Source organism: Xanthomonas sp. WHRI 8932A, assembly GCF_035012785.1.
In the GTDB taxonomy this organism is placed as follows: Bacteria; Pseudomonadota; Gammaproteobacteria; order Xanthomonadales; family Xanthomonadaceae; genus Xanthomonas.
Window position 1 is genome coordinate 340,687 of sequence record NZ_JAYGQQ010000005.1, and the last position, 20,968, is coordinate 361,654.

Consider the following 20,968-nt stretch of genomic DNA (forward strand, 5'->3'; position numbering starts at 1 on the left):
TATGAAATTCGACACTCCTGCCGGTACCAATCCCATCGATCAAGGCAAGGTCGTCGGCAAGCCCGTCGATCGCATCGACGGGCCGCTCAAGACCACCGGCCAAGCGCCGTATGCCTACGAACATCACGATCTGCCAGGCCGCGTTGCCTACGGCCATGTCGTGGGTGCGGGGATCGCCAAGGGCACGATCCGCAGCATCGACCTGAGCGCGGCGCGCAACGCGCCCGGTGTGCTCGGGATCGTCTCTGCACAGAACGCCGGCAAGCTGCACAAGGGCAAGCTCAATACCGCCAAATTGCTGGGCGGCCCGGAGATCCAGCACTACCACCAGGCGATTGCGGTGGTGGTTGCAGAGACCTTCGAGCAGGCACGCGCAGCGGGTCAGTTGATCAAGGTCGATTACGGCCGCCAGGTCGGCGTATACGATCTGAAAAAAGCGCGCGATGGCGCCAAGGTCACCAAGGAAGGCGGTGCACCCAATAGTGCCGTCGGCGACTTCGATGGCGCCTTCGCCGCAGCGCCGGTGCAGCTGGATGCCGAATACACCACACCCGATCACTCGCACGCCATGATGGAGCCGCACGCGTCCACTGCGATGTGGGACGGCGACAAGCTCAGCGTGTGGACATCCAACCAGATGATCAATTGGGGCGCGCGTGACCTGGCCGTGACCTTGGGCATTCCGCGCGAAAATGTGCGGATCATGTCGCCGTACGTCGGTGGCGGTTTTGGCAGCAAGTTGTTTCTGCGTGCCGATGCGGTACTGGCCGCGCTGGCTGCGCGCGAAGTCAAACGGCCGGTCAAGGTCATGCTGCCGCGCCCGCTGATCGCCAACAACACCACCCATCGCCCGGCCACCGTGCAGCGCATCCGCATCGGTGCCGAGCGCGATGGCAAGATCACCGCGATCGCACACGAAAGCTGGTCGGGCGATCTAGCCGGCGGTGCGCCGGAAATCGCTGCCTCGCAAACGCAATTGTTGTATGCCGGAGCCAACCGCCTGATCGCAACGCGCCTGGCGGTGATGGATCTTCCCGAGGGCAACGCCATGCGTGCGCCCGGCGAGGCGCCTGGGTTGATGGCGCTGGAAGTGGCGATGGACGAAATGGCCGAGAAGCTGGAGATGGACCCGGTCAAATTCCGCATCGTCAACGACACCCAGGTGGACCCGGAAAATCCGCAGCGGCCGTTTTCGCAGCGGCAGCTGGTCAAGTGTCTGGAAGATGGGGCAAAGCAGTTTGGTTGGTCCAAGCGCAAGCGCACGCCTGGCAGTACCCGCGATGGACGTTGGCTGGTAGGCATGGGCGTGGCCGCTGCATTCCGCAACGCCATCGCCATGACTTCCGGGGCGCGCATGCGCCTGGAGCAGGGCGGCCGCGTGGTGGTGGAAACCGACATGACCGACATCGGGACCGGTTCCTACACCATCATTGCGCAGACCGCTGCCGAGATGCTCGGTGTGCCGTTGAACTGGGTCGACGTGCGGCTGGGCGATTCGAGCTTCCCCGCATCGTCCGGTTCCGGTGGACAGTGGGGCGCCAACAGTTCCACCGCCGGCGTGTACGCGGCATCGGTCAAGCTGCGCGAAGCGATCGCCGGTCGACTGGGGCTGGACCCGGCCAAGGCCGAGTTTGCCGACGGCCACGTGCGTGCCGGCGGCAAGCGCATCCCACTCGGCGATGCCGCAGCGAGCGGCGCCTTGGTGGTGGAGGACAAGATCGAATTCGGTGACCTGTCCAAGACCCATCAGTTGTCGACCTTCGGTGCGCACTTTGTCGAAGTGGGCGTGGATGTCACCACGGGCGAGGTGCGCGTCCGCCGCATGCTCGCGGTGTGCGCGGCCGGACGCATCCTCAATCCCAAGTCGGCACGCAGCCAGGTGATCGGCGGCATGACCATGGGCGCGGGCGCAGCTTTGATGGAAGAACTGGCGGTGGACAAGCGTTTCGGGTTCTTCGTCAATCATGACCTTGCCGGTTACGAAGTGCCGGTGCATGCGGACATCCCGCACCAGGAAGTGATATTCCTGGAAGAAAGTGACCCGATGTCTTCGCCGATGAAGGCCAAGGGCGTGGGCGAGTTGGGGATTTGCGGTGTGGCGGCGGCGATTGCCAACGCGGTCTACAACGCCACCGGTGTGCGCGTGCGCGATTACCCGGTGACATTGGAAAAACTGCTGCCGCACCTACCCGAGCAGTTGCGCGCGTGAGCGCGGTCGTCGCTCCGGTCACGCATGCAGCGCCAGCCGAGCCGGCGTGGCCGGCATGGCCGAGCTACGCATTGCATGACGATCTGCTGCCGGTGCTGACGGCGTGGCACCGCGCCGGTCAGCGGGTTGCGATTGCGACATTGATGGAGGTGCAGGGCTCCTCGCCGCGCCCGCTGGGCAGCGAAATGGTGATCGGGGCAGATGGCCGGGTTGCCGGTTATGTGTCCGGCGGCTGCGTCGAAGCGGCCGTGGCGCATGAAGCCATGGCCACGTTGCGCGACGGGCAGCCGCGGTGGCTGGACTACGGCGAGGGTAGCGAGGTGCTGGACATCCAGCTCAGCTGCGGCGGTCGCATCGGTGTGCTGGTCTGGCCCGTGCCGGATCTGTCCGAATACCTGGCGCGCTGGCGCAATGCCCGCCAGCACCGCCGCGCGTTTCATGTGGCGCTAGATCGCAGTACCGGAAGCGTGCGCTACCTATCGACTGTGCACGACGCCCGTCCAGGCGAATTTCTGCGCGTCCATCGCCCGCCACTGCGGCTGGTCCTGGTCGGCGCGGACCCGGCATTGCTGGTGCTGCTGGCGTTGGCAAATCAAATGGGCATCGAAACGCGCGTGCTGCGCCCGCACGGCCCCAGCGAGCCGCCGCCCGGTCTTGCGCCGGAACACTACGATCGCCGTGCTTTACGCGATGCGTTGCACGATGTGCAGCTGGATGCCGGCACTGCCTTGTACAGCCTGGCGCACGACAGCGAGATCGATCTGCAGGTCGCGTGTCGCGGCCTGGCATCCGATGCGGCATGCATCGGCATCCTGGGCAGCCGGAACAAGCGCGATACCCGTCTGCAGGCCTTGCGTGCGCTGGGGCACGAAGATGCCGCGCTTGCGCGTCTGCGCTTGCCTGCGGGTTGGCGGATGGGTCGCTCATCGCCGCACACCATCGCACTGGGCATCATCGCCGAAGCGACGCAGGCTGTAGCGGATCTGCAGATCGTTGCGGCTACGGCTTAGAGCAGCTTACAAAACCACTGTGCAGCCGCTAGCGGGCGCCGCCGGTGCTCGGAATCCGCATGTACCACTTGTACACTCCGGTTTCTTCGCGCCGTCCGCACCCACCTGACGACTGCTCGCTCTGTTTTTTTAGCCGCTCTTAGGCCGTTGTGTGTCTGCTGTCTGGTTTGTTGCGTCGCGCTTTGTGCGCCTTTGGTTTTCGCCAGCAGTTGTGCTTCGTGCAAGCGATGCTTCTGGAAAAAGCCATGCGCGTGCGCGCGATTCATAGGAATCTGCACTACGCATAGCGCATCGGTCATCTCGATAACGTCGATGAGAGTTCGCTAGTGCAGCTGTCGCGCGTTGCTGCTTGCGACGCATGAACGCATGGCGTGTGCGCTGCACGCAGTCGATGCGTCGCGCAGTCACTCGGCACGCACAGCGCGGCCTCTACGCTGAGGCGGTCTCCATTACGCACGACGTCGCCATGTCTCCTGATCTCTTCTCTGATGACGCCGTGTTTTGCGACATGTCAATTGTGGAATCGCCTCGTATTGGTGGCTTTCCTCACGCAATGCTTAGCGACGCACGCAGGTTGCATCCTGCGCGCAGTCACGGTGGTGCATGCGGCAGTTGTCACGCGCTGACCAGGCCCTGCATATGAGCAGCGACCATGCGGCGTTGGTGTTGGCAGCAGGCGCGGGGAGCCGGCTCGGCCGCTCAAAACAATTGCTGATGCGCGACGGCGAACCGTTGCTGCTTCGCGCTGCACGTATCGCATTGCAAACCGCACCACGTCGCTGCGTCGTCGTGCTGGGCGCTGATGCCGACAGGCTGGCCGATGTGCTGCAGGGGCTGGATGTCGAAGTGCTGCGGCACGCCGACTGGTCTGCCGGGATGGGCTCCAGCCTGGCAGCGCTGCGCCGGCATGTGCAGGACGATGCGACGTTGCGACGTAGCCTGATTCTGGGGTGCGACCAACCGGCACTGGAGGCGCCGCACTTGCGTGCCTTGCTGGACGAAGCCGACCGTGCCGCGTCGGGGTGCGCCACCAGCGGCTACGCCGGCGTGCGCGGTATTCCCGCGGTGGTGACGCACACTGCCTGGGCGGACGTTGCGCTGCAGGGCGATAACGGCTTACGCGCGCTCTTCGCCAGCCTGGATGTCCAAACGCTGGGCTGCGTCAGCGCACCGGCGCTGGCGCTGGATGTGGATACGCCTGCCGATCTGGCGGCAGCGCAACAACGCGGGTGGGTGGACCAAGATTGAGACGCGATGACGGGTATCGGCCAGCGATCCCCGACAGCCTATTAGGCAAATCGCCGACGCCGATCAGGACCAGAGCACCAAGGCTTCCCTGACGACCAGAACGTAGCCCACCACCATCGCGGTCTTGACCGGAAACTGGAACTTTCTGAGCAGATGCATGCCAACCCTCCCCAAGGTCTCGTCCGAGCGCGCCGTGATCCCCTGCAAGCCGTCTGCGCTCTTGTGACGGCCGCTTGTGAAGATTTCTTCACCCTTGCAGCCGAATGTAGCGCTCGACGTGAACTGTGTCACGTAAGAATTTTCTTACTCGGATGCCAGTGTCCGCCCGACAGTCGGGAAATGCGTAAAGCCGCATGCTGGCTATGCCAAACGCGGGGCCACCGGCCACTCTCCCGTGGCCCCTTGAGTAAGGGTCTGTTGGCTTACGAATCGGCATGGCTTGCCCCAATCCCTCGCGTGATGCGCCTGTTCGGCGCGCTCGCACCTGCGCTTGACCGAAGTACCCACCGGCCGGAGGCCACATGGACCAGTCCCGCTACGTCGTACGCATTCATCCCGAACAAGGCGGCTGGTGGGTGACCCGTCCGGAATGGTCACCGCTGCGCTACCTGCGCGAGCAGGGCGCCCTGGAAAATGCCGAACTCATGGCCAAGCTGCACTGCCTGACCACCGGTCAGCCCAGCGGTGTGGTGCTGGATACCGCCGACGGCGAACGCGTGGTGCGGCGCTACGGCTGAGGGTTGGTCTTGCGTCGAGCATCGATTGCCACGACCAGGCCGGCAGGGGCTGCCTGATCGGTGTGGATGGAGCCGCATGCTGACGACGCTGTGCTGGTTCAAGTGGCTGCCGTCTTGCGGCCTGAGGCCGGAGCGTCGTGACGAGCGTCGCGCTCGACCGAGCGTGCAACATCGCCAGGTCGTCCCTGCCTAGCCAGGCACCGCGGTAGCGCATGGACCGGTCTCGATCGCCTCCCACGGCCGTTGTCGGATGCGTCGGTGGGGTTTGCGCCACCGACGCGGTCGGCTAGATTCGTTGTCATCGGCCGCTCCTGGTTCGATCCGCGTTGGCGGCCCTCTGTCCGGATGACCGCCTGCGGTGAATGCGCCTGCGTCTGCACTGATTCAAAACGATATCGTCGTCTTCGGCCTGATCGCCGCCACCCTGGGCGCGGTGTTCTGGACTTCATCGCGCGAGCAAGGCCCGTGGCGGCGGTTTTATGCCGTGGTACCGGCCTTGTTGTTGTGCTATCTGCTGCCCGGCATCTACAACACCGTCGGGTTGATCGATGGCGCCAACACGCGCTTGTACAACCCCATCGCGCGCGACGTGCTGTTGCCGGCCGCATTGATCCTGCTCACCCTGAGTATCGATCTGCGCGCGATCCTTGGGCTGGGACCCAAGCTGGTCGCCATGTATCTGGGCGCATCGGCGAGCATCATGCTGGGCGCGGTGGTCGCCTTCTGGGTGATGCGATGGCTGCACCCGGCCACCGTCGCGGGCGACACCTGGGCGGGCATGGCGGCATTGGCCGGCAGCTGGATCGGCGGCGGCGCCAACATGCTGGCGATGCGTGAAGTGTTCAATGTCGATGCGACCACGTTCGGGCAGTTTGCCGTGGTCGATGTGGGCGTCGGCTACGTGTGGATGGCGGCGCTGATCTTCCTGGCCGGACGCGCGCGCAAGATCGATGAGCGCAGCGGTGCAGACACCCGTGCGCTGGACGCCTTGCAGGAGCGCATGGCGCGCTTCCAGGCCGAACATGCGCGCATCCCCAGCCTGGCCGACCTGATGGTGATCGTGGCAGTGGCATTCGGCGGCGTCGGCCTTGCCCATGCGCTCGCAAGCCCGTTGGCGGCCTGGTGCAATGCGCACCTGAGCTGGGCCGGCCAGTTCAGTCTGGATGCGCCGTTCGTGTGGGTGGTGGTGCTGGCGACCAGCTTGGGATTGATGCTGAGCTTCACCCGTGCACGGACCCTGGAAGGCGCGGGCGCGTCCAAGATCGGCTCGCTGCTGCTTTATTTCCTGATCGCCTGCATTGGGATGCAGATGGATCTGCTGGCGCTGCTGGATCGGCCATGGCTGTTCCTGCTCGGGCTGATCTGGATCGCCGTGCACATCGGCTTGCTGTGGGCGCTGGGCCGCTGGTTGCGGGTGCCGTTTTTCTATTTTGCGATTGGCTCGCAGTCCAACATCGGCGGCCCGGCGTCCGCGCCGGTCGTCGCTGCGGCGTTTCACCCGGCGTTGGCCCCGGTGGGCGTGTTGCTGGGCACGATGGGCTACGCCACCGGCACCTATCTGGCGTATCTGGTCGGCATCACCTTGCGGGCGATGGCCGGCGCAGGCTAGTGACGCGTTACGCCGTGCTGGCCGGAGTCATGGAGCTGCTGCTTGGAACAGCGCCATGACCTCTCCGGTCGGTTTACTGCAACAACGAGATTGTCACTTCCGCGACCCTCCCGCACCGCACGCGTCTACCTGACGAAGACGGCGTGCGGCACGGTTTGCCGCGTGTGTTATTGCTGGATCACGCGGCGCTGCTCTTCCTGCTGCTGGGCAGGCTGATGGGTGTGCTGCTGGTTCTGCTGCTGCAGCTGATTGACATTGCCTTGCGCCGGCTCATTGGCAGCGGACGCGGTCTGCACATGGCTGCGCAGATGCGCCGGGTCGTCCATGCGGCCTTGCACCGCAATCAGGCTGTCGCCATCGCGGTTGGGCACCAGATGATTGATCCGCTGCAGGCCGTCGTTGCCTGCACGCGCGGCCACGCTGGCGGCGGTGTTGATAAACGCCGTGTCATCGTGCAACCCCAGCCGCTCGCGTTGGCCGTCCAGTTGCACCACGGCGTCGTTGAACAACTGGCTGCCCGGCTGTAGCGACGCGCCGCGTGCCTGATCGGGCGATTGCATGTCCTGCGCCTTGATCACCGAGTCCATTCCGTGCAGGTCCAGACGATGCTTGAGCATCATGCCGGGCACCAGGCGTTGCCCGAACGACAGTGGGTCCGGCTCCGGCAATTCGATCTGATGACCGGCCGCGTTGGGCATGGTCCACTTCAGCGGAATGCTGTCTTCCTGCAGGTGGGTGAGGATCTCGTTCTTGACGTGGTAGCCGCGAATCAGCTCCTCGCTGGCGTACTGCTTGGCTGCCGACGCGTCCAGGCCCTGGCGTTCGAGGGTGCGGTCGTTGACGCCGGCGGCGTTGTACGTCACTGCGGGAATGTCGTTGATCATGGCCGACGCCGACGCCAGACCACCGCCCAACGAGTGACCGGAGATCACCACCTGGTCGCCGAACGCCTGCTTGGCCTGGCTGCCGAGCTGGATGGCCGATGCATATTGCGCATCGTCGAAGCCCAGGCCCTGGCCGATGTTGTGCTTCCAGTCCTTGCCTTCGTCGGTGCCGCAAAAACCGAGCACCACCTGGCCTTGATCGTTGCGATAAAACGCGGCATCGAAGCCGCTTTTGGCGTCGTGCAGCAGTGCCGGATCGATACCGGCCTGCTGCAGCGCGCCGTCGTCCATGCGCGACCAGCCGTTGGCCAGCGGCGCAAAGGTTTCAGCGCCACCTTCGCGGCGTTGATTGGCAGTGGCGTAGAGATCTTGCAGCAACTCCGGAAACTGCCGGTCCTGTGGTTGCGGTTGTTGTCCGCGCATCGACTCTGCGAACGGAGTGGATGCAGCAGTGGATGAAGTGGATTCTGACGGGGGCATGCGCGGCTCCTTGCGTGCGTCGTATGGAAAGCGCGCTTAGCGGCTGCTTTCCACGGGAATGTTGTGGGCGCTCAACCACGCGCGCACATCCGATCTGACCTGTTGTCCGGTGGCATTGAGCAGCCGATCCGGCGTGGTGAAGAAATACGCCTGGAAGGTTTTCTGCTGTGCATTGCGCACCGTGGGGTCTACGCCGGCCTTGAGCAATTGCAGCACTGCAGGACTGGCGGCGCCGCTCTGTGCTGCCAGATGCAGCAGGCTGTTACCGGTGTGGTCGACACGCTTCACGTCGGCACCCGCGTCGAGCAACAGGCCGATCTGCGCATCGCGCTTGCTCTGTACGGCGCGAAACAGCGGAGTCCAGCCGGCACGCGCGCTGACCACATCGATCGGCGCCTTGTGCTGCAGCAGAATCTTCAGATACTCCGGGTCCTGCGCCATAGCGGCCATGTGCACGACCGTTTCCTGGTCCATGCCCGGCACCGATGGGTCCGCGCCTGCGTCGAGCAGGGCGTCCAATGCGCGTGGTTGTTCGTTCCAGATCGCCCATTCCAGCAAGGTCACGTTCTGATCGCCATGTGCGGCCAGATCGACGGTGGGGGCGAGTGTTTTGATCCGTGCAACGTCGCCGTGCGCGATGGCGTTGGCGATATCGGTCAGACCGGGGTCGCGGAAAGCGACGGTGTGGTCCTGCAGCGTAGCTGACATGGTGGTTTGCTCCTTGGCACCCGGCGAGGCGGTGCATGAGACCGCGAAAAACGAGGTCGCAAGAACGAGCAGGGTGGGGAATCGCGTCTGCATCGAAATCTCCTTCTCCTGATCGCATTCCTGGTGGCGCTGCGGCAAGTCCGGCCGCAGCGGGGCCGATCCTACCAGCTGTAAAAATCGCAAGCGGTAAGATTTCGTGACATGGGGCGGAGGGTAGTTGGGCGGTCGGGTCTGCTTGATGACGGCCGGTGTGGTGCGAACCTAGGGGCGTATTGGTCACCTGCAGGTGCAGTGCGCCACAGCCGACGGTCACGACCCGGTCGGCATAATGGCGCTTTGCGAGCAGATGGGTGCAATGGCGTACGAGCTACTGATCAGTGACTGCGATGGGGTTCTTGTCGACAGCGAGATACTGGCCGACCGGGTGATGCGCGAGGCGCTGGCGGCGTTCGTGCCGGCCGAACCGTTGGAACATCTACTGGAAACCACCTTCGGGCAGACCACGCGCGAGGTGTTGCGGCGGGTGGAAGAGCACTTTTCGCTGCAGTTGCCCGAGACCTTGCTGGCGCAGATCCAGGCACGCAGCGAGGCCTTGATCGCCGCCGAGGTACAACCGATTCCCGGCGTGCGCGAGGCGCTGGAGCAGATTCCGCTGCCGCTGGCAGTTGCCTCCAACAGCCGCCGCCACAACGTGATCGCATCGGTGGAGCGGGCCGGACTCACGGCGCGTGCGGCAGGGCGAGTCTTCAGTGCCGACATGGTGGAGCGACCCAAGCCGGCACCGGACGTGTACTTGCTGGCCGCCCGCACGGCCGGTGTGGCGCCGGAGCGGTGCCTGGTGATCGAAGACAGCCCCACCGGCGCGACCGCTGCGCTGGCGGCAGGCATGCAGGTGCTGGGGTTTACCGGTGCCAGCCATATTCCGCAGGGGCACGGCGACACCTTGCGACGGATCGGCGTGCTGGAGGTGTTCGACGATATGCGCGATTTGCGCGCGTTGTTCTCGCGGCTCGCGCAAGAGCGCGCTGGTTGAGGATGTCGAGTCGCAGCATCGTTTGGCTGCGGTCAAATGCTTGGATCGAACGCCTAGTTGGTCGAGCGTGCGATGCCCTCACCGCTGGCGGGACACGCCGTCGACCCGTCCCTGGGGACCGTGTGGCGGCATCCATGCCGCCACACGGTCCCGCAACCGGTGAGGGCACCGCACCAGCACGTTGGTCGGTCGCTAGGTGAAAAGCGGGCCATCTCGTTAGTTGCATTGGCTTGCTGCTGCGGGTCGCAACTCCATGAGAGTTAGCGAATCCGAAGCACCTCATGCATTGCTTGCATCTTGCACACCGAGAATCTCGACTGGTCCTTGCCCGCTCACCGTCGCGGGACCTTACGCGGCATGGATGCCGCGTAAGAGCTTACAAGGACGTACTTGCAGCGTGTCCCGCGATGGTGAGCGGGCAAGGGGCCTTGCAGCCAAGCCGCAGATCAGCCGCTCTACTTTGCGGCGTGTCCCGCGACGATGGGCGGGCAGGGACCCTGCAGCCAAGCCGCAGATCCGCCGATCGAAAACTCAAGCCATCAATACAACAGGGCGCGATTCGCATCGCGCCCTGTTGCAATTTGCATCGGTCGATCAACCGATCAAACGATCAGCAGCAGCGAAACCCGCTCTTGCCGCCATAGCGTGCGTCCTGCCGCTCGCGGAAGAATGCGGGGTAATCCATCACCGGTTTGTCGGGGTGTTTTTCCAGCATGTGACGCACGTAGTTGTCGTAGTCGGGAATGCCGCAGCACAGGCGCGCGGTTTGGATGAGCCGCCGCCAGATGCGGCGATGCACCTGATATTGGCTGGCTAGAACGAGTTGGGTGCCCATTACAGATCCGCCATCTGATGTGGCTGCAAGGCCACATACGGGGTTTCGCGGTCGCTGCGCTGCGGGTTGCGGCGCGCAATCACGATCGTCTTGACCGCATAGATCAGGATCGAGCCCACCACAAACAGAAACAGCACGGTCAGCCCGGTGTTGACGTAGGCATTGGTGACGATCTGCTGCATCTGCGGCACGGTCTTGGCCGGTGCGGTGATGGTGTTGCTGGCGATGGCGGCCTGGTACTTGTGCGCCTGTGCCAGGAAGCCCTGCGCGGGGTTGCTGTCGAAGATCTTGATCAGCCCGGCGTAGGTCGTGCACAGCAACAGCCACAGCGCCGGCACGATGGTGACCCACGCATAGCGGTCGCGCTTCATCTTGAACAGCACCACGGTGCCGAGCATCAACGCGATACCCGCCAGCATCTGGTTGGAGATGCCGAACAACGGCCACAGCGTCTGGATGCCGCCGAACGGATCGATCACGCCGGTGTAGAGCAGATAGCCCCACAGCGCCACGCAGCCAGCGGTGGCGATGATGTTGGCGGTCCACGATTCGGTTTTCTTCAGCGCCGGGATGAAGTTGCCCAGCAGGTCCTGCAGCATGAAGCGGCCCGCACGCGTGCCCGCATCCACCGCGGTCAGGATGAACAAGGCTTCGAACAGGATGGCGAAGTGGTACCAGAACGCCATGGTGTCTTCGCCCGGCAATAGCTGGTGCAGGATCTGCGCGATGCCCACCGCCAACGTGGGCGCACCGCCGGCGCGGGCCAGGATGCTGTGCTCGCCGATGTCCCTGGCGGTGGCTTCCAGCACCTCCGGGGTGATCGCAAAGCCCCACTCCGAGACCTTGGCCGCAACCGCAATGGTGTCGGTACCGACCAGCGAGGCGGGGCTGTTCATGGCGAAGTAGATGCCGGGTTCGATGATCGAGGCCGCCACTAGCGCCATCACTGCCACGAACGATTCCATCAGCATGCCGCCGTAGCCGATGTAGCGCATGTGGCCTTCGTTGGCGAGCAACTTGGGCGTGGTGCCGGAGGCGATCAACGCATGAAAGCCGGACACCGCACCGCACGCGATGGTGATGAACAGGAACGGGAAGATGCCGCCTTTCCAGACCGGGCCGTCGCCGGTGGAGGCGAACTGGGTCAGGGCCGGCATCTTGAGATCGGGCATGACCACCAGGATGCCGATGGCCAGCGCCAGAATCGTGCCGATCTTGAGGAAGGTGGACAGGTAATCGCGCGGTGCCAGCAGCAGCCACACCGGCAGCACCGAGGCGACGAAACCGTAGCCGATCAGCATCCAGGTGATCTGCTTGGCGGTGAAGGTGAAGGCCGGCCCCCAGGTCGGGTCGGCGGCGACCTTGCCGCCCAGCCAGATCGCGCCCAGCAACAGGATCAGCCCGACCACCGAAATCTCGCCGATCTTGCCGACGCGGATGTAGCGCATGTACACGCCCATCATCAGCGCGATCGGCATGGTGGCGATCACCGTGAACATGCCCCACGGGCTTTCCGCCAGCGCCTTGACCACCACCATCGCCAGTACCGCCAGGATGATGATCATGATCAGGAAGGCGCCGAACAGCGCGATGGTGCCGGGCACCTGGCCCATCTCTTCGCGCACCAGATCGCCCAGCGAGCGGCCGTTGCGGCGACTGGACAGAAACAGCACCACAAAGTCCTGCACCGCGCCGGCAAACACCACGCCGACCACCAGCCACAGCAGGCCGGGCAGGTAGCCCATCTGCGCGGCGAGCACCGGGCCGACCAGGGGCCCGGCACCGGCAATCGCGGCAAAGTGGTGGCCGAACAGCACATGCTTGTTGGTGGGCACGTAGTCCAGGCCGTCGTTGTTGCTCACCGCCGGGGTGGCGCGGGTGATGTCCAGCTGCATCACCTTGTCGGCGATGAACAAGCTATAGAACCGGTAGGCGATCAGATAGATCGACACCGCCGCCACCACGATCCATAGCGCATTGATGTGCTCGCCACGCCGCAGCGCCACGGTACCCAGACAGAACGCGGCGAGCAGCGCGAGCGCGCCCCAGGCCAGCTTCGAGAACCCTTTCATGCATGCCCCTTCAGCAACGATTCGCCCAAGGGTCCCCCCGTGCCCGGCTGCGGTCAATGCCAGCGTTCTGTAGCGGGGTAAAACTTTGGTCGTAGAGTGTCCGGGCACACGGTGCGCTAGCGCCCGCCGCACGGGGCCGATGTTTGGAACGATCGGTTGCAACCGTCGTGGTTGGGCGCTGCAGCACGCGCACCCATCATTGGCGCACCGACACACTGCACAGGGACAACGCAATGAGCACCACCACCACGACCGCGGCGCATGTGCTGCGCACCATCCGCGGCATGCCGACCTCCGACGGCGCCGGGGTCAAGCTGACCCGTGTCATCGGTACCCAGCAGTTGCCGGATCTGGACCCGTTTCTGATGCTCGACGAGTTCGGCACCGAAAAGGCCGAGGACTACATCGGCGGTTTTCCGAGCCATCCGCATCGCGGCTTCGAAACGGTGACCTACATGCTCGACGGGCGCATGCGCCACAAGGACAACCACGGCAACGAAGGCCTGCTGACACCGGGCAGCGTGCAGTGGATGACCGCTGGTCGCGGGCTGATCCATTCGGAAATGCCGGAGCAGGAATCCGGGCGCATGCGCGGCTTTCAGCTGTGGGTGAACCTGCCTGCGCGCGACAAGATGACCGAGCCCAAGTACCAGGAATACGCGCCCGACCACATCCCGGTCGCGCAGCCGGCGCCCGGCGTGACGGTCAAGGTGATTGCCGGCACGGTAGGCGAGGTGATCGGCCCGATCGTGCAACCTGCGACCAGCCCGGTGTATCTGGATATCGCCCTGGCACCGGATGCGGTGTGGGATTACCTGCTGCCCGGCGGTCACAACGCGTTTGCGTATGCGTTTGAAGGCGACGTTGCAGTGGGCGAAGGCGATGCTTCGCGCACGCTGCCTGCACAGGAACTGGCAGTGCTGGGCGGTGGAGAGCGGCTAACGCTGCGTGCAGGTGCGCAGGGCGCACAGCTGATCCTGGTGGCGGGCCGCCCGCTCAACGAGCCGGTGATGCGGCATGGCCCGTTCGTGATGAACACCAAGCAGGAACTGATGCAGGCGTTCGTCGATTTCCAGGAAGGGCGGTTCTAACCGTGTCCACCTCATACAGCGCAGGAGAGTGTCAATGAGTGACCGCCCCGTCCATGTCAGTACCGAAGCGGTGCCGTACACCGTCACCATCCACGATGGGCAGCACCGTTGGTTGGGCGATACCCAACCGGCAAACGGCGGTGCCGATGCCGGGCCGGATCCGGAGTCGCAAGTGCTCGGTGCGTTGGGCGCGTGCACCGCCATCACGGTGTCGATGGTGGCGGCACGCAAACAGTGGCCGTTGACGGCGGTGCACGTGCATCTGCATTACACCCAACGCGGTGCAGCAGGTACCGACATCAGCCGTGAGATCGTGCTCGAAGGCGCACTGGATGACGCGCAACGCGCGCGCTTGATGGAAGTGGCGGACAAATGCCCGATCCATCGGCTCTTGACTGGCGAGGTGCGTATTTCCAGTCGGCTGCAGGCATCGGAAGCTGTTGGCAACCCCGCGGCCTGAGCGTGTCGAGCGTCACCGCATCTCATCTGGAGGCGGTGACCTGCGGCCGGTAGTCACGCCATCAGCACGGCAGGCGCTGAACCTGCCGCGCAGCGAATGCGCGATGTACGCGCGGCATCACGCCACGCAGCAACCCGCGTCGCCTCAGCGCTGCAATGCGAGACTGGCCGGCTGCAGATCCATCGCCTGCACCAGCGACTGCATCGAGGCGAGTTCTTCGGTGCTGGCACCGTCGATCCAGAGTTGTGCGTAGCGCTTCTTGCCCAGCTCCACCACGGTGACGCGGCGTGATTCCATGCCCGGAATTTCGCGGCCGCCCAGATCGAGCTTGTACCAGTAGAAGTCTTCCTGCTGGAGCTGGCCTTTTTCGGCACGGCGGTCGCGGGCCAGGGTCATGGCCGGGTCGCGGGTGGTGAGCATCACGCCAACCACCTGGCGGCCGTCGGCGGTGACCGCCTTGCAGACCAAATAGTCGGCACCGGCCAGCTCGTTCCACTGCAGTCCCGACCCGGGCGGCAAGGGCGGGCAGACCGGCGAGGTTTGGGCGTGGGCGGTTGCAGCGGCCAACAGCAATGACAGGCCGAACAGGCAGGATGCGGACTTCATTCAAGTGTTCCCCGGCGATGGATGACAATGCGGGGCGACGTCGTCTTTTCGTGCCGCTGCACCGTCTCAAGCTCCCCGCTCGAGCGTGCCGTCCACGCGACGTGCTCCGACTACGGAGATATCACTATCACAGTTTTGTGGGCGTGCTCAAGATGGGTCGCATCCCTGGCTGGCATCGCTTGTGTAGCGGGGCACCTCCGTTGCGAGACCTGGTGCGGTTGTGTTCGCCACACCGAATTCGCGCATGGTTTCAGGGGTAATTGACCGGGTTGGGTGCCGGGGTGTCGGGCAGCGGAATGAATTCCTTGTCGTCGCCGGGAATGCTGCCGAAGCGCCCGGCCTGCCAGTCGTCCTTGGCCTGTTCGATGCGCTCCTTGGAGCTGGACACGAAGTTCCACCACAGATGACGCGGGCCATCCAGCGGCTCGCCGCCGAGCAGCATGGCCTTGAGCGGGGTCTTGGCGCGCAGGCGCCCACGCGCGCCGGGCGAGGGCACGATCAGGTGGCGCGCCGGCACGTCGGCACCATCCAGTTGCGCCTCGCCTTCCAGGATGTACAACGCGCGCTCGGCGTGGCCGGTGTCCAGGTCGATTTCGGCATCCGCGGCCAGATCCAGCGCCACATTGAGGGTGCCGCTGAATACCTGCACTGGCGATTCTTCGCCATAGGCGCGGCCGGCGATCACCCGCAGCCACACGCCATCGCGGCGCTGCTGCGGCAGGCTGGCGGCGGCATGATGATGGAAGGCCGGTGCGTTCTCTTCGGCCGAGCGCGGCAGCGCGATCCAGGTCTGCATGCCATGCAGCGCGTGTTCGCGCGCGCGCTCGGGGCCGGGCGTGCGTTCGGAGTGGGCGATACCGCGGCCGGCGGTCATCCAGTTGACGTCGCCGGGGCGGATCACCTGATCGGAGCCGAGCGTGTCGCGGTGGCCGATCTCGCCCGCCCACAGGAAGGTCACGGTGGCCAGGCCGATATGCGGATGCGGGCGCACGTCGATGCCATGGTCCGGCTCCAGCACCGCCGGGCCCATATGGTCGACGAACACGAATGGCCCCACGCTGCGCGCCTGCAAGGTGGGCACGGCGCGACGCACTTGCAGCCCGCCGATGTCGTGGACGCGTGGGGCGATCAGAGTGGTCATGGCGGTGGCTCGTGACGAATGGGAGCCAAAGCTTCGCATGCACGCGACGGCGTCGCAGTGCCGTCGATCAAGACGGAATGTTCTGCGTGCGCCGCCGCGATAGTGCAGCGGTGGCGAGGTCGACCGCACGGCGCTGGCGCGCTGGATCGGTGTTACAGCAGGCTCGCCTGTACAGGCAGATCGATCTCGCCACGCCGCGATGCCAGCCGATCGGCCAGGCGCGTGGGTTCGGGCAGGCGATAGCCGCGCAGCGTGCGCAGGGTCCAGTCGAGCGCGCCTTGCATCGAGACGCGATGCCCGGGCGAGACGATCAACGGATTGCAGCGCGGCTTGCTGCGCAATGCCCAGCCGATCTGCAGGTCGCCGAGCAGGATGCGGCTATGCGCGCCGCGCTCCGGGCCGGGGTCGATAAAGCTGCCGGCCAGCCGCTGCTTGGCCACGCCGATGCTCGGCAAGCCCGTCACCACGCCGAAGTGCGCGGCAATGCCGAGCTTGCGTGGATGCGCGATGCCCTGACCATCGACGAACACCAGATCCGGCGTGCGCGACAGCAGTGCCAGCGCCTGCAGCAATGCCGGCAATTCGCGGAAGCTGAGCAGGCCAGGCACATACGGCATCGAGGTGGGCACGCGCGCCACATGCGTTTCCAACGGAAGCAAGGTCTGCGCATCCAGCAGCACGGCGGCGGCACGGGTGGTCTGCCCGTCGTCTTCAAAGCCGACATCGAAGCCGGCCAGCAGCTGCGGCGTTGCGACGACCTCGTCCTGCAACACCACGCGGTGTGCCAGTTGCTGCTGCAACTGTCGCGCCTGTGCGGCGCTGCCGTCCCAATCGGCGAATACGGGAGCGATGTTCGACATGGCCGCAGCATCGCGCGCCGCACGTGGGCGGGTCGTGCACGCCAGCGATGCGCTGGCTGCCGCTACAATCGCAGGTTGATCGGCCCCCAATCGGAGAACCGTAGTGACCCGCAAACTCGTACTGCTGCGCCATGGCCAGAGCCAATGGAACCTGGACAACCGTTTCACCGGCTGGGTGGATGTGGAACTCACCGAGCAGGGCCGCCAGGAAGCCACGACGGCCGGCAAGCTGATGAAGGACGAAGGGCTGCAGTTCGATGTTGCCCACACCTCGGTGCTCAAGCGCGCCATCCACACGCTGCAGGGCGCGTTGAAGGAGCTCGATCAGGACTGGCTGCCGGTGTCCAAGAGCTGGCGCCTCAACGAGCGCCATTACGGCGGCCTGCAGGGGCTGGACAAGGCCGAAACCGCGGCCAAGCACGGCGAAGAGCAGGTCAAGATCTGGCGCCGTTCGTATGACATCCCGCCACCGGCAATGGACGTGGCCGATCCGGGGCACCCGTGCCACGACCGTCGCTATGCCACGCTGGATCGCAATGCATTGCCGGGTACCGAGTCGCTGGCGACCACGCTGGTGCGCGTGTTGCCGTACTGGCACGACGCGATCGCGCCGCAGTTGAAGGCCGGGCAGACCGTGCTGGTGACCGCGCACGGCAACTCGCTGCGCGCGCTGTACAAATACCTCAACGCTGTCTCCAACGAGCAGATCCTGGAGCTCAACATCCCCACCGGCATTCCGTTGCTGTTCGAGCTGGACGACGAGCTGCAGGTGCAGAGTTTCCGTTACCTGGGCGACCCGGAAGCAGCCAAGCGCGCTGCCGAAGCGGTGGCCAATCAGGGCAAGGCGAAGTAGGCCTGTTGCTAATGCCGCGCACGCATGCGCGGCGTGGAGTGTCCACAGCGCGGCTAGCGCGCTGCGGTGATTCGATCCGGTACGCCGGGTGCTGCGTGGATCAGCGCCCGGCGTATCACGTATGCAGGGACGACAGGATGTCCGCCAAACGTAAGCACCAGCAAATGAGCGCCACTTACTGCCGCGCCTATCTGGTCACGGTGGGGATATTGCTGGCAGGCGCCAGTGCTGCATTCGGGACGTTGGCCGCTGGTAGCGTCTCCAGCAACGCCTTGCTGGTGGCGCTGCTGATCTGTGTGATTGGTGTGGTGTTGCTGGCGTTCGGGTTGTTCGGGCCATCGCCGCAGATGGAGGCGTGGGCCGATGCGGCATCCGGGCATGAGGTGGCGCTGGTGCTGATGCTGTTGGCGTATCCGGTGTACCTGTTGATGGCGCCGTTCTACGCGCGGCGTTGACCGCATGCGATGGCGCTTGATGCTTGGTGCTTGAAGCAGCGTGTTGCGGCGTCGGTGACGGACGCTCACGCAGTGTGTGGTTGCAATGACTTTCGATAAAGCGCGGCAGCGGACGTTAGGGCGTTGCGGTGCCGCTGCAGTGATCTGGTGCGGCCGGTTACGGAGTGACTGACGATGATGCGAGCGCCGTTTGATGCGCCGCCTTTCGCCAGCGAATCCTGGCGGGCTGCCGACTTTTTTCGACCGCGCATGCGCGGTCATGTCTTGGAGAATTGAATGAAGTTGAGCAAGTTCGCACCGCTGTCGCTTGCGGTGGCCATTGCGGTCACGCTGTCGGCCTGTGGTGCCTCCGAGGACACCGCCAAGGCAGCGCCCGAGACCAACCGGACCGCGCCGGCGCGTGTGGATGTCTCCAAACTCGACGCGCCGATCGTGGCGTTCGGCATCAACGATCTGGATCCGGCCATCAACGCGTGCCAGGACCTCAACGGGTTCGTCAACGCCAAGTGGCTCAAGGCCAATCCGGTGCCGTCCGATCGCAGCAGCTGGGGCAGCTTCGAAGTGCTCGCCGAGCGCTCGTTGACCATCCAGCACGCACTGGTGGAGCAGTTGGCGCGCGGCAATCTGTCGGCCGGCTCGGTGGATGCCAAGATCGCCGACCTGTGGCGTACCGGCTCGGACGAGGCCGCCATCGATAAGGCCGGCATCACGCCGTTGCAGCCGCAATTGAAGGCTATCGATGCGCTGACCGATGCGCCTGCCATCGCGGCGTGGCTGCGCGACAGCTACGCGCAGGGCCAGGGCTTTATGTTCTCGTTCGGTGCCAATGCCGACTACAAGAATTCCGAACAGATGATCGCCTATGCAGGCCAGGGTGGCCTGGGCCTGCCCGAGAAGGGCTATTACACCGATCCGGCGCAGGCCAAGATCCGCGAGCAGTACGTGGCCTACATCGCGCGCGTGCTGGAGTTGTCCGGCATTCCCGCCGCGCAGGCGGCCACGCAGGCCAAGGCGGTAATGGCATTCGAGACCCGGCTGGCCGCCGCCTCGCTCTCGCGCATCGAGTTGCGCGACCCGGCCAAGCGCTACAACCCGGTCGACGTGGCTGGCGCCAACGCAGTGACGCCGCACTTCGACTGGCAGGCGTTCTTCAAGACGCTCAAGGTGCCGGCCGGCACCTTCTCGCTGAGCCAGCCGGGCTACTTCGCCGAGCTCGATGTGATGCTTGCAGACACACCGGTGGAGACCTGGAAGGCGTACCTGCGTTTCCACAGCATCGACGAGGCGGCGCCGTATCTGGCCAAGCCGTTCGAGCAGGCCAACTTCGATTTCTATTCCAAAACGCTGCGTGGCCAGCAGGACATGCTGCCGCGCTGGAAGCGCACCTTGAATGCGGTCAACGACGCGATGGGCGAGGCGCTGGGCCAGCTGTATGTGCAGTCCGCATTCCCCGCCGAATCGAAAGAGCAGATGCAGCAGCTGGTGCAAAACCTGTCGGCCGCCTTGAAAGCACGACTGGAAAAGCTCGACTGGATGAGCGCGGACACCAAGCAACGCGCGCTGGAAAAATGGGCCAGCTTCACGCCCAAGATCGGCTATCCGGATCAATGGCGCGACTGGTCGGGCCTGGAGACGCGCGGCGATGGATTCCTGGCCAACATGCAGGCTGCGCAGGCGTTCAACTACCGCTACATGCTGGACAAGATCGGCAAGCCGGTCGACAAGCGCGAGTGGCATATGACCCCGCAGACGGTCAACGCGTACTACAACGCCACCCGCAACGAGATCGTGTTCCCGGCGGCGATCCTGCAGCCGCCGTTCTTCGATCCCAAGGCCGACCCGGCGCTCAATTACGGCGGCATCGGCGCGGTGATCGGCCACGAGATGATGCATGGCTACGACGACTCCGGTAGCCAGTTCGATGCCAAGGGCAACTTCGATACCTGGTGGACCGACGCGGACCGCAAGCTGTTTACCCAGCGCACCGATCAGTTGGTGGCGCAGTTCGATGGCTATGAAGCGATTCCCGGTGAGCATGTCAAAGGCAAGCTGACGCTTGGTGAAAACATCGGCGACCTGGGCGGCCTGACCGTCGCCTACGATGCCTTGCAGATGGCGCTGAAGGCGCAGCCGGAAGCCAACAAGGACGTCGATGGCCATACCCAGGATCAGCGCTTTTTCATGAACTGGGCAACGGTGTGGCGTCGTAACTTCACCGATGGCGAACTGCGTGTGCGCTTGAACACCGACCCGCATGCGCCGGCGAATTTCCGCGCCAATGGCGCGCCGTCGAACATGCCGGCGTTTGCGCAGGCGTTCCAGTGCAAGCCCGGCGATGCGATGGTGCGTGCGGAGAAGGATCGCGTGGCGATCTGGTAAGCGCAGGTGTTTGAACGATTGCGCCCGCCTGTGTGGGCGCAATCGTTTCCTGATCGCGGCAGTGGTCAAGCGGACGCCTGTTTGCCGTGCCGACATCAACCGTCAAGGTGTGCAACAGAATATGCCGGCGGAATCGGTGCTTGCTCGTCGGCGCAGAGGTGGCCTGGCAGCAGTCGCAGCGATAGCCCCCAACGCAAAACCGCTTGTTTTGCAGGGTTGTTGAGCTCGCTTGCGTGTCAGCCTCTGCACACGCAGCTCGCTGTGCAGCATCTACACTGCGGCGCTGGCAATTCCGGGC

At 64.7% G+C, this 20,968-nt stretch carries 19 protein-coding genes and 1 other RNA gene; 12 read left to right on the plus strand and 8 right to left on the minus strand.

Annotation, left to right across the window (positions count from 1 at the left end; genetic code table 11):
- Window position 1 precedes the first annotated feature (1 nt).
- The 4 genes from paoC (at window position 2) to VC212_RS10620 (ending at window position 4,467) form a co-directional block, all read left to right on the plus strand.
- Window positions 2-2,209: an aldehyde oxidoreductase molybdenum-binding subunit PaoC gene (gene paoC, locus VC212_RS10605; protein ID WP_323515220.1), complete on the plus strand. Its 2,208-nt coding sequence runs from the start codon at window positions 2-4 to the stop codon at window positions 2,207-2,209.
- A complete protein-coding gene (locus tag VC212_RS10610) occupies window positions 2,206-3,219 on the plus strand; it encodes an XdhC family protein (RefSeq protein ID WP_323515218.1) in 1,014 nt (337 codons plus the stop codon). Before paoC ends, VC212_RS10610 begins: the two co-directional genes overlap by 4 nt.
- 59 nt (window positions 3,220-3,278) lie before the next feature.
- A non-coding RNA gene (locus tag VC212_RS10615) (sX9 sRNA) lies at window positions 3,279-3,354 on the plus strand.
- Between the two features lie 504 nt (window positions 3,355-3,858).
- A complete protein-coding gene (locus VC212_RS10620) occupies window positions 3,859-4,467 on the plus strand; it encodes a nucleotidyltransferase family protein (RefSeq protein ID WP_323515217.1) in 609 nt (202 codons plus the stop codon).
- 63 nt (window positions 4,468-4,530) lie between these two features.
- On the opposite strand, the gene VC212_RS10625 is transcribed toward VC212_RS10620, so the two are convergent.
- Window positions 4,531-4,758: a hypothetical protein gene (locus VC212_RS10625; RefSeq protein ID WP_323515300.1), complete on the minus strand. Its 228-nt coding sequence runs from the start codon at window positions 4,756-4,758 to the stop codon at window positions 4,531-4,533.
- A 230-nt stretch (window positions 4,759-4,988) separates the two neighbouring features.
- Here VC212_RS10625 and VC212_RS10630 point away from each other — a divergent pair, with 230 nt between their 5' ends.
- Window positions 4,989-5,204, plus strand: coding sequence for a hypothetical protein (locus VC212_RS10630; RefSeq protein ID WP_055849765.1), 216 nt, complete (start codon window positions 4,989-4,991; stop codon window positions 5,202-5,204).
- Between the two features lie 358 nt (window positions 5,205-5,562).
- On the plus strand, window positions 5,563-6,813 hold the full coding sequence (locus VC212_RS10635) for a DUF819 family protein (RefSeq protein WP_323515216.1): 1,251 nt from the start codon (window positions 5,563-5,565) through the stop codon (window positions 6,811-6,813).
- Between the two features lie 167 nt (window positions 6,814-6,980).
- On the opposite strand, the gene VC212_RS10640 is transcribed toward VC212_RS10635, so the two are convergent.
- Together VC212_RS10640 and VC212_RS10645 are read right to left on the minus strand one after the other, a co-directional pair.
- The gene (locus VC212_RS10640) at window positions 6,981-8,177 is read right to left on the minus strand and encodes an XVIPCD domain-containing protein (RefSeq protein ID WP_115528517.1); all 1,197 of its coding nucleotides are present in this window, start codon (window positions 8,175-8,177) and stop codon (window positions 6,981-6,983) included.
- Between the two features lie 36 nt (window positions 8,178-8,213).
- Complete coding sequence (locus VC212_RS10645) at window positions 8,214-9,023, minus strand: ankyrin repeat domain-containing protein (protein ID WP_082473493.1); 810 nt, start codon at window positions 9,021-9,023, stop codon at window positions 8,214-8,216.
- 190 nt (window positions 9,024-9,213) lie between these two features.
- On the opposite strand from VC212_RS10645, the gene VC212_RS10650 reads away from it, so the two are divergent.
- Window positions 9,214-9,918, plus strand: a complete 705-nt coding sequence (locus VC212_RS10650) for an HAD family hydrolase (RefSeq protein ID WP_167455839.1) — start codon at window positions 9,214-9,216, stop codon at window positions 9,916-9,918.
- 610 nt (window positions 9,919-10,528) lie between these two features.
- On the opposite strand, the gene VC212_RS10655 is transcribed toward VC212_RS10650, so the two are convergent.
- Both VC212_RS10655 and VC212_RS10660 read right to left on the minus strand, forming a co-directional pair.
- Entirely contained in the window at window positions 10,529-10,753 is a 225-nt protein-coding gene (locus tag VC212_RS10655) for a CstA-like transporter-associated (seleno)protein (protein WP_005926176.1), read from the minus strand.
- Window positions 10,753-12,825 carry a carbon starvation CstA family protein gene (locus tag VC212_RS10660; RefSeq protein ID WP_055849774.1) on the minus strand — a complete coding sequence of 691 codons (2,073 nt, stop codon included), beginning with the start codon at window positions 12,823-12,825 and terminating at the stop codon, window positions 10,753-10,755. The genes VC212_RS10655 and VC212_RS10660 overlap by 1 nt, the downstream gene beginning before the upstream one ends.
- Before the next feature lie 233 nt (window positions 12,826-13,058).
- Here VC212_RS10660 and VC212_RS10665 point away from each other — a divergent pair, with 233 nt between their 5' ends.
- A complete protein-coding gene (locus VC212_RS10665; protein WP_115513448.1) occupies window positions 13,059-13,916 on the plus strand; it encodes a pirin family protein in 858 nt (285 codons plus the stop codon).
- Between the two features lie 34 nt (window positions 13,917-13,950).
- Window positions 13,951-14,376, plus strand: coding sequence for an OsmC family protein (locus VC212_RS10670; protein ID WP_323515215.1), 426 nt, complete (start codon window positions 13,951-13,953; stop codon window positions 14,374-14,376).
- A gap of 144 nt (window positions 14,377-14,520) precedes the next feature.
- On the opposite strand, the gene VC212_RS10675 is transcribed toward VC212_RS10670, so the two are convergent.
- The 3 genes from VC212_RS10675 to nfi all read right to left on the minus strand — a co-directional run bounded on the left by VC212_RS10675 (window position 14,521) and on the right by nfi (window position 16,983).
- On the minus strand, window positions 14,521-14,982 hold the full coding sequence (locus VC212_RS10675; RefSeq protein WP_323515214.1) for a hypothetical protein: 462 nt from the start codon (window positions 14,980-14,982) through the stop codon (window positions 14,521-14,523).
- Window positions 14,983-15,232: 250 nt separating this feature from the next.
- The gene (locus tag VC212_RS10680) at window positions 15,233-16,123 is read right to left on the minus strand and encodes a pirin family protein (RefSeq protein WP_323515213.1); all 891 of its coding nucleotides are present in this window, start codon (window positions 16,121-16,123) and stop codon (window positions 15,233-15,235) included.
- Window positions 16,124-16,275: 152 nt separating this feature from the next.
- Window positions 16,276-16,983 (minus strand): deoxyribonuclease V, encoded by a 708-nt coding sequence (nfi, locus tag VC212_RS10685; protein WP_323515212.1) that lies wholly within the window; start codon window positions 16,981-16,983, stop codon window positions 16,276-16,278.
- Window positions 16,984-17,086: 103 nt separating this feature from the next.
- On the opposite strand from nfi, the gene gpmA reads away from it, so the two are divergent.
- From gpmA to VC212_RS10700, 3 genes are all read left to right on the plus strand, one after another.
- Entirely contained in the window at window positions 17,087-17,836 is a 750-nt protein-coding gene (gene gpmA, locus VC212_RS10690; RefSeq protein ID WP_323515211.1) for a 2,3-diphosphoglycerate-dependent phosphoglycerate mutase, read from the plus strand.
- Window positions 17,837-17,973: 137 nt separating this feature from the next.
- Window positions 17,974-18,291 (plus strand): hypothetical protein, encoded by a 318-nt coding sequence (locus VC212_RS10695; RefSeq protein ID WP_115528512.1) that lies wholly within the window; start codon window positions 17,974-17,976, stop codon window positions 18,289-18,291.
- A 276-nt stretch (window positions 18,292-18,567) separates the two neighbouring features.
- Window positions 18,568-20,670 carry a M13-type metalloendopeptidase gene (locus VC212_RS10700; RefSeq protein WP_323515210.1) on the plus strand — a complete coding sequence of 701 codons (2,103 nt, stop codon included), beginning with the start codon at window positions 18,568-18,570 and terminating at the stop codon, window positions 20,668-20,670.
- The last annotated feature ends 298 nt before the right edge of the window (window positions 20,671-20,968 follow it).